Genomic DNA, 7,798 nt, shown 5'->3' with positions numbered 1-7,798 from the left:
CCCTCAGGTGTTTTTTCCGCGAACTCGGCCTGGCTGGTTGCTGCGGTCATGGCCTACAACCTCACCCGCGCCGCCGGGCTCCTTGCCGCCGGGCCTTTCAGCAAGGCCCGCACCGGCACGATCCGCCGCAAACTCATCCACGTCCCGGCCCGCATCGCGACCAGCGCCCGACGTATCCGCCTTCACCTGCCCGAAGCCTGGCCTTGGAAAACCGCCTGGGAAGAGCTCTTCACCACCGTCCAGGCCCCACCGGAAGCGGCATAGAACCCGGCCCGCCCGCCGGAAACGGCCCGACCAGGAACATCCAGTGGAACACCACCGACAGCGAGGCCGGTGATCTGCCACGCCCGAAACCAGAATCCGCGGCCGACCCCGAAATCCATCAAGACCAACCCCGGATCGGTGGATCAAGGCTAAGCCGGCGGTCATGCGGCGGATGCCGCAGATCGCGCACGTGGACGTGAACTGCTTCTACGCTTCGGCCGAGTGGGCCTTCAACCCGGCCCTGGAGGGCCTGCCCGTCATCCTGCTCTCCAATTATGTTCCGCGGAACATAATCAGGGTTGTGTGGCCTGTGTGGTTATGTGGCCCGAGCCGACGGTGCCCGGTTCTGGCCGGGCCGGTTTGCTTAATTCGGGCCACATAACGATCAGAGTTTGAGAGCCAGTTGAGCAGTGATTCGTCGGACCTCCAGACGGGGGTGGGGCGGCGAGCCGCCGAAGGATCGGGCGGCTCGGTTGCCCGCAGGGCTTCCATTTTTGTCCTGGTGTTGATTTCAGCGTAGCGATTCGTCGTTGTCAGGTCGGCGTGCCCGAGCCAGCCGCGGATGACGTTGATTTCGACTCCGGATTCAAGGAGGTGCATCGCTGCGGTGTGGCGGAAGACATGCGGGCTGACCGTGCGGTCGATGCCGGGATCGTCGAGGTGTCCAGCGAGGCGCCGCACGGCCTTATAGATGCCGAAGCGGGTGAGCGCTTCGCCGGTAGCCGAGCAGAAGACCGGGGCGTTTGTCGCTGGTGGTTCACCCGATGAGTCCATCAGGGCGGTGATCAGCTTCGCGGTCTGGTCCCATAGCGGGCAGGTCCGCCATTTGTCTCCCTTACCGTGGAGCCGGACGAGGAAAGGCTCGACCAACTGCAGGGTTTCCGACCCGCAGTTCGGCGACTTCCTGTGCCCGCGCCCCGGTGCCGCCCGTTTCATGGGGATGGCCTCAATCCGTTGGCACGTTTCGAGCATCGCCGGTTCCCGGCTGGCGATGTATTCGAAAAGGGTGTGCAGGGCGGCCAGACGCTGGTTGCGGGTCCGCACGTGGTTGTGGCGGTCGTTTTCCAGGTAGCGCAGGAAGCCAAGGACGTGATCGAGGCTCAGGTCCTCGAGCGTAAGTCTGGTGATCTTGGTTCCCTTTTGCTCGGCCACGAAGCACAGCAGCAGCCGGACGGTGTCGCTGTAGCTGTGCACTGACGCCGGGCGCAGCCCCTTGACGGTGACGAGGTGGTCGATGAAGAAGGAGTGGATCAGCGGCCCCAGCTGTTGCGTCCCGGTCATGGCTCCGCCTCCGACCAGGCAGATTCGGCATAGGCTTCGAACCGCCGGCTTGCCTCGGAGAGAAGCTCCGGGGTGATAGTCAGGTAGAAGCGGTCGAGGATGGGTCCACGTGGCCCATGAACGTCGAGAGCTGAAAGAGCCTCGCCGATGGATCCACGCCTTCCCGGTACCAGCGCAGCAGGCAGCCCACGGCGAAGGAATGACGCAGACAGTGCAAGCGGGGCGCTGTGGTGCCCTCAGGAACAGGGAACGCCAGGCCGGCCGCGAGGCGGCTGAACGTTTCGCTCGCGCTGCCCGTGTGCACGCAGCGCCGGCCGTCGAAAGTGAACAGCGGTCCACCCTGTTCGGCTCCACCTTGCTCGCGTCGGCGCTCGAGCTGGAGGGCCAGCAGCTCTCCGATGCGCGGTCCGAAAGGGACCAGGCGGCTCTTGCCGAATTTGCCGCCGTGCACGATGAGGAGTTGCCTGGCGGTATCAATATCCTCCAGGTGTAGGTTGCAGGCCTCCCCGACCCGGAGCCCGAGTCCGTAGCACAGGGCGAAGATGGCGTGGTAGGTCGGGCCCCGGCCGTTCCCCCGGGAGTAGTCGGGAAGGGCAGCTGCGGCCTTGAGTAGTTGACGGGCCTGGGAGGGATCAAATAGGAAAGGCAGTCGGTGGTCCGTCTCGCGACGATGGCCAGCGTGCCAGTGAAATGCATCCAGGCGCTGCTGGGTGGTAGCCCAGTCAAGGAAGCTTCCGGTTACTCCAATGAGATGGTTGAAGCTACGGGACCGCTCTCTTCGCCGGGAAGCAACAAACTCATCGAGCAGCGATGGAGTGAGTTCGGCCAGATCGGTCACGCCACGTTGTTCGGCAAAATCCACGAGCAGATGCGTGGCTTCCTCGGTCAGGTATTTCCTGCCTAATGCCCGTTTGTAGGCCAGAAAGTCAGCCACGGCGGCCGCAAGGTTCGTGCTCATTCCAGGACCGTCTCACCGTCACCCAAGGCGACCTCGCGCAGCGCCTCGACCGCGACCTTGGCGTAGACCTCGGTGGGACGCGCGGAGCGATGCCCAACGAAGTCGCCTATGGTCTTCAGTGCAAAGTTCGCATCGACGAGGCGCTGCACCGCCGAGTGGCGCAAGGTGTGAGACCCCGGCCGACGGACGTTGATCCCCGCCTTGAGCAAATAAAAGCGGGCGCAGGACGAAACAGCGGCCGCGCTGAGTGGCCGACGAGGCGCCACGGCACGAAGGAAGACATGTCGGTCAGTGGTTGTCGGCCGTCCTTGCTGAAGATAGGCAACGAGAGCCTCGCCGACCACCACTGAAAGCGGAAATGCTGTTGAGTGCCCTGCCTTGCGCTCGGGGACCGCCAGGCGTTCATGCTTCCAGTCGATGTCATCAAGGGTTAGGTCAGCGACTTCCCGGCCGCGCAGCCCGTAGGTGACCAGCAACAGCAGAATGGCATAGTCGCGCCTGCCCGTCTCGGTCCGACGGTCGACGCTGGCCAGAACCTTATTGACGTCCGCCCAAGAAATGGAGCGGGGAATGTCCGATAGCCGATAGACCTGGGGCCATCCGACGGCTGAACTCAGGTCTGTGGAAAGGATGCCTTGACGGTAGGCGTAACGCAGAAAAACCTTCAACGAACCCGCTTCATCACGCACCGTGGTCTTGGCCAGTCCGGTGTCGGCGCGCTCCACGAGGAAGGCACTAAGGATCGTCGGGGAGATCTCCCGAATCGACTCCACGCCGATCTGCCGCAGGTAGGTTTCGAAGTGGTCGAGGTGGATGCGGTAGCCACGCACCGTAAACGGACGGAGGCCGCGCTCATGGACAAGGTGGTCGAAGAAGCCCGGACAGTGTCGGTGAAAGGATGAAGCTCGCGCCTCCGCCCGGTCGGCTTGTACCCGGCCAGAACAACCGAGAGCATGTGTTCCACAGGGCACCGGACTTCGTTGGCCATCGAACGAGTCGAGCCCGTGTGCTCGCGGTGGAGTGCAACCCGGTGCTCGACGAACGCGTCCACGTGCGCAGGCAACTCCCCAATGGTGGTGGCACCCCGGGCACTGGCAAATTCACCGAATGCGAAGACGAGCAGGACCCGCTTCCAGATGCACCTGTCCTTGTACTTGTGCGCGGCCAGCCAATCAACGTAAGTCTCGATCTGCGCGCCCATCCATGAGCGCCGAAGCCGATCGATGGTGGACGACTGAACGAAATACTCCTCCAACATGGCAACTTCCTTTCTCTTCAAAGAAAATGAAGTAACCACCATCGCCCCAGCCAACCGTTATGTGCCATGGAACACCGGCTCAGAGCCAGAAACAGCCGCCAGCGTCCACCACGTCGCGGTTGAGGCCACATAACCACACAGGCCACAGAACTCGAATAACGATGGCTGCGCCGTCACCCGCTCCCCCGAAGCCAAAGCCCTCGGCATCGCCATGGGCGAGCCGTGTATTGCCGCATCATGTCCTGGGTGTATTCGATGAAGGTATCCATCACGATCCGCGTGACCATGTCTGATACCAGATCACGGTCGATGCCGGGAAGGAACACAGCACTCCTATGGTTCGGCGCGTGAAACGATGTACTTTATGGAGAGTCCGGGGACGTTGGACGCGCACCGCCTTGACGGCGAACAGCCTTCCCAGGCGGACATCGATCTGTACCGCGTGCTCAGCGCGGACATCTCCGCCGGCGTCGCCGTGGTTTCCACATCCCTGCGCAAGCGCGACTACGCGGCAACGGTGACTGCTTTTCTCTCTGTCTCCGATGACCCTCCTACGATGCTGGTCAGTCTCTACGCGGGCTCACGCATCGGCGAAGCGGTCGCTGCGACGGGTACATGGGCGTTGAGTGTGCTGCGCAGCAAGCACCAAGGCGCGGCGGACTGGCTGGCCAGTCCAGGGACCCCGGTTGAGGGCCTGCTGGCCCAGGTCCCGTACCGCCGTGGGCCGGCCACCGGATCGGTGATCCTCGACGGATCGATCGCGTACTTCGAGCTGAGAACGGTTGCCATCCATCCGGCGGCTACACATCTGCTCGTCGTAGGAGAGGTAGTTGCGTTGGGCGGTGACGCTCCGGGGTCGGAGGTACCGGACCCGCTCATACATTTTGCCTCCGCCTACCACCGCCTAGCGCGTTAGAAGCTGCCCGCCCAGAGGTACTAACCCGGTGCGTTGGTGACGCGTTTGGTGGGTGAGGCGCCTTTTTGAGCGTCGTGTGGGGGATGTGGCGATTGTAGTGCTCGAGAAGCCCTCGCTTGGGGGCGGCGCCGAAACCACAGTTACAGCGCGTCCAGTGGTGACTTCCCGTCGTCGTGGCAGGCGGCGCCGACGAGGGAACCGTTGCTACCTGCCGACCGCATCCCGCCGGCGGATGATCCGGGAGGTTCCTGCCGTGTTTTAGCCGCTTTTTCCTTCAGGGGCGCAGCGTTTTGAGGGCGACGGCCCACGCGATGACTTGGTCGAAGACCGGTCCCAGGCCCTGCACCGCCCGAACCGAGGGGGTGAACGTGGTGTAGTTTTCGAACTCCGTGGCCATTGGCAGGGAGACCTGGGAGCGGACATCGGCCATCTGCACTTCGGCGGCGATCTGCCGCAGATGTTCCACCGCCCGGATCCCGCCGGCACCGCCGTAGCTGACGAAACCGACGGCTTTGTTGTTCCACTCCCGGTAGAGGTAATCGATGGCATTCTTCAGTGCCCCCGGCACGGAGTGGTTGTATTCGCCGGTGACGATGATGTATCCGTCGAAGGAGGCGATGACCTGCGCCCAGGCCGTCGTATGCTCGTTCCGGTACCGCCCGCGGGAGGGCGGGAGCGGTTCATCCAACAGCGGCAGACCGAAGTCGGCCACATCGACAAGTTCGAACTGTGCATCAGAACGCTTCTTCGCCTGCTCATAGACCCAGTCCGCGACCGCTTTCCCGACCCTGCCCGGGCGGGTGCTTCCCAGCACGATGGCTATCCTCACCATGGCACCTCATCTCCCCTGCTTCCACGGCAACCTGTGCCCGTTAAAACACTGTGGGAAGGGCGCTTCTTCCCCTGAGACGGTCGCTGGAGCCATCACCGGACCCGGCGGACTGCACAGCACGTTTGCGGTGTCTCAGATACTGGGAAGGGGAACGTCAGGAGATGAAGCGAGGAACGCCCAAAATCGCCCAGAAAGGTGTTCCTAAAGCCCCGGTTCAAGAGTCCGGACCGATTCATGTCTCCATAGATAGCTGCTGAGGCGATGAAGTTTTGGAAAGAGGCATTCCGTTACGGCTTGGCATCTGGTCGGTTTCCGGGTCCTGAGCAGTTGTGACAGCCATTGGAAAACGGTTCGGTCATGATGCGGCCAGCTGTAGTTCGTAGCCATCCTGAATGTGGAACAGGCGGCGGCCATCAACAGGGTCGTGCACCCAAATGATGTCACCGTCCGCTGTCCGGGCGTCTACCAGTCCGACATACTCTGGGCGCCCGCTTCCGACCAGCTGCACCTTGTCTCCAACTTGGACATTCTTCCAGCCGGACCCTCCTGCTCGATTCGTCCCTGAAGTCATAATGCTCTCCTCGTTGTTTGTTTAGCACATCATCTGATGGACTGCCTCAAGCAGTCGGCAGTGAACCTCTCACTGCAGGAGTTGACGGTGAAATGGGTTGTGGCTGTGCCACCGACCGTCCCGCTGAGAGCGAATGTTGAGTCAGCCCGCGTACTAAGCCTGGACTTGCCTGTTTTGAGTTCGATGACGATGGCTCGAGGGGCGGACGGGACACAGCCCGGTCCCGCGTCTCCGGTGGGAGGGAGTCATTGTTGCCGCACGGACCAAACTGGCAGCGAAGCCCGCGACGAAGGTCACCGGGCTGTCTGCTCCCAGGTCTCGCCAAACGGGACCGTGTCGCTGAGTTCGAAGGTGTACCGGGCAGGGTCATGCCGGGTGACCCTAATCCCGGCAGACCCATGGGCCATTGCTGCTTGCCGGAGCAAGGCCTCTGCCTCGTTAAGCAACTCGTAAAGTTCCTCAGGCCTGTCGACGAGGACTTCCAAAGACTCGATTTTCTGACTACTCATGGTCAATACTTTCTTGTGACGTGGCTCACTAGGTCGCAACTACTCTGACATGAACACGCGTTCAAGTCAAGTGTTCATGTCTGGTTCTAAACGATATGAAGTGAGGGGTGCAGGTTCTGGCCCGTTCGGGGCGGGCATTATCGCCGGGGCGGTCCCGGAGCGCCGGGTTGGGGTGTAATCCGTGCCGTTTGTGCGGTTCGGCGGCGCTGCGGTTCCTGATCCCGCGGCGGTGATGTCCTTTATCCCGCACGGGCCAGGTAACGGCCAAGAGGCCGGGGCCTTCTGTTTCACAGGGTTCGTGGGTTGCCATTGACGGCTCCCTTGGCCTGACGGCTCGTCGCGGGGTGCAATGGTAGTGCCACATGTGAAGTTTGGGAGGTCCCGGCTATGTTTGCGCATACTTTTACCGGGCTGGATGTTCACGCGGTCAACGTCGCGGGCCATGCACTGAACCCGGCCACCGGAGAAATCAGCAACCACACCATGGCTTCTGACCCGGCTGTGGTGCTGGAGTGGGTCCGCCGGTTCGCCCCGCCGGTCAAGGTCGTCTACGAATCCGGCCCGACCGGGTTCGTGCTGGCCCTTTACCTGCGGGACGCGGGGATTAACTGCGTGGTCGCGGCGTCTTCGAAACTGCTGCGGGCTCCAGGGGACCGGATCAAGACCGATCAGCGGGACGCCCGGGTGCTGGCTGAGATGCTCGCGGTCGGCTCGGTCACCGAGGTGCGGATCCCGGACCCGGAGAAGGAAGCGCTGCGGGACCTGTCCCGGCTGCGCTCCGGCACGGCCAAAGACCTCGCCCACGCACGCCAGCACGTGAACGCCATCCTGCTGCGCCACGGCATCCGCTACCCCAAAGAGACCCGCTGGACGCAGGAACACGGCCCGTGGCTACACCGCCAGCGCTTTGACGAGCCTGCGCTGCAGTTCACCTACCAGGCCGATGTCGAGCAGGCCGAGCTCCTCGCCGAGCATCATAAACGGATCGATAAGCAGGTCGCCGTAACGGCCGCGGCATGCCGCTACGGGCCGGTGATCGATGCGTTGATGTGTCTGCGGGGAATCCAGATCACGACCGGGTATGGGCTGGCAGTGCAGAGCGGGGACTGGACCCGGTTCACCGGGCCGTCCATCGGCTCCTACCTCGGGCTGGTCCCCCGGTGAGGAATCCCCCGGCCAATCCCGGCGCCAGGGCCCGATCACCAAGGC

General features: G+C 63.0%; 8 protein-coding genes and 1 pseudogene. 3 read left to right on the top strand and 6 right to left on the bottom strand.

From position 1 onward, the window contains the following. Positions 1 to 264, top strand: a 264-nt coding sequence (locus tag ABIB45_RS22150) for a transposase (RefSeq protein ID WP_354217990.1), incomplete at its 5' end; no start/stop codon positions are given. A gap of 273 nt (positions 265 to 537) precedes the next feature. Here ABIB45_RS22150 and ABIB45_RS22145 read toward each other — a convergent pair. The 4 genes and pseudogenes from ABIB45_RS22145 to ABIB45_RS22685 form a co-directional block, all read right to left on the bottom strand. Beyond that, positions 538 to 1,545 (bottom strand): tyrosine-type recombinase/integrase, encoded by a 1,008-nt coding sequence (locus ABIB45_RS22145; RefSeq protein WP_354217989.1) that lies wholly within the window; start codon positions 1,543 to 1,545, stop codon positions 538 to 540. A 79-nt stretch (positions 1,546 to 1,624) separates the two neighbouring features. Further along, on the bottom strand, positions 1,625 to 2,503 hold the full coding sequence (locus ABIB45_RS22140) for a tyrosine-type recombinase/integrase (RefSeq protein ID WP_354217988.1): 879 nt from the start codon (positions 2,501 to 2,503) through the stop codon (positions 1,625 to 1,627). Further along, positions 2,500 to 3,474, bottom strand: a complete 975-nt coding sequence (locus tag ABIB45_RS22135) for a site-specific integrase (RefSeq protein ID WP_502909236.1) — start codon at positions 3,472 to 3,474, stop codon at positions 2,500 to 2,502. Before ABIB45_RS22135 ends, ABIB45_RS22140 begins: the two co-directional genes overlap by 4 nt. Before the next feature lie 523 nt (positions 3,475 to 3,997). Then, positions 3,998 to 4,087, bottom strand: a pseudogene (locus tag ABIB45_RS22685) (DUF8370 family protein); the annotation flags it as partial. A 38-nt stretch (positions 4,088 to 4,125) separates the two neighbouring features. On the opposite strand from ABIB45_RS22685, the gene ABIB45_RS22130 reads away from it, so the two are divergent. After that, positions 4,126 to 4,677, top strand: coding sequence for a flavin reductase family protein (locus ABIB45_RS22130; protein ID WP_354217986.1), 552 nt, complete (start codon positions 4,126 to 4,128; stop codon positions 4,675 to 4,677). Between the two features lie 274 nt (positions 4,678 to 4,951). On the opposite strand, the gene ABIB45_RS22125 is transcribed toward ABIB45_RS22130, so the two are convergent. Together ABIB45_RS22125 and ABIB45_RS22120 are read right to left on the bottom strand one after the other, a co-directional pair. Then, entirely contained in the window at positions 4,952 to 5,509 is a 558-nt protein-coding gene (locus tag ABIB45_RS22125; RefSeq protein ID WP_354217985.1) for an NADPH-dependent FMN reductase, read from the bottom strand. 864 nt (positions 5,510 to 6,373) lie between these two features. Then, the gene (locus tag ABIB45_RS22120) at positions 6,374 to 6,589 is read right to left on the bottom strand and encodes a hypothetical protein (protein ID WP_354217984.1); all 216 of its coding nucleotides are present in this window, start codon (positions 6,587 to 6,589) and stop codon (positions 6,374 to 6,376) included. Positions 6,590 to 6,976: 387 nt separating this feature from the next. Here ABIB45_RS22120 and ABIB45_RS22115 point away from each other — a divergent pair, with 387 nt between their 5' ends. Further along, a complete protein-coding gene (locus ABIB45_RS22115; RefSeq protein ID WP_354217983.1) occupies positions 6,977 to 7,753 on the top strand; it encodes an IS110 family transposase in 777 nt (258 codons plus the stop codon). The last annotated feature ends 45 nt before the right edge of the window (positions 7,754 to 7,798 follow it).

Source organism: Arthrobacter sp. UYCo732 (assembly GCF_040547265.1).
In the GTDB taxonomy this organism is placed as follows: Bacteria; Actinomycetota; Actinomycetes; order Actinomycetales; family Micrococcaceae; genus Arthrobacter.
Note: the sequence above shows the minus strand (reverse complement) of the source record. Positions and strands in the feature narration are given on the sequence as shown.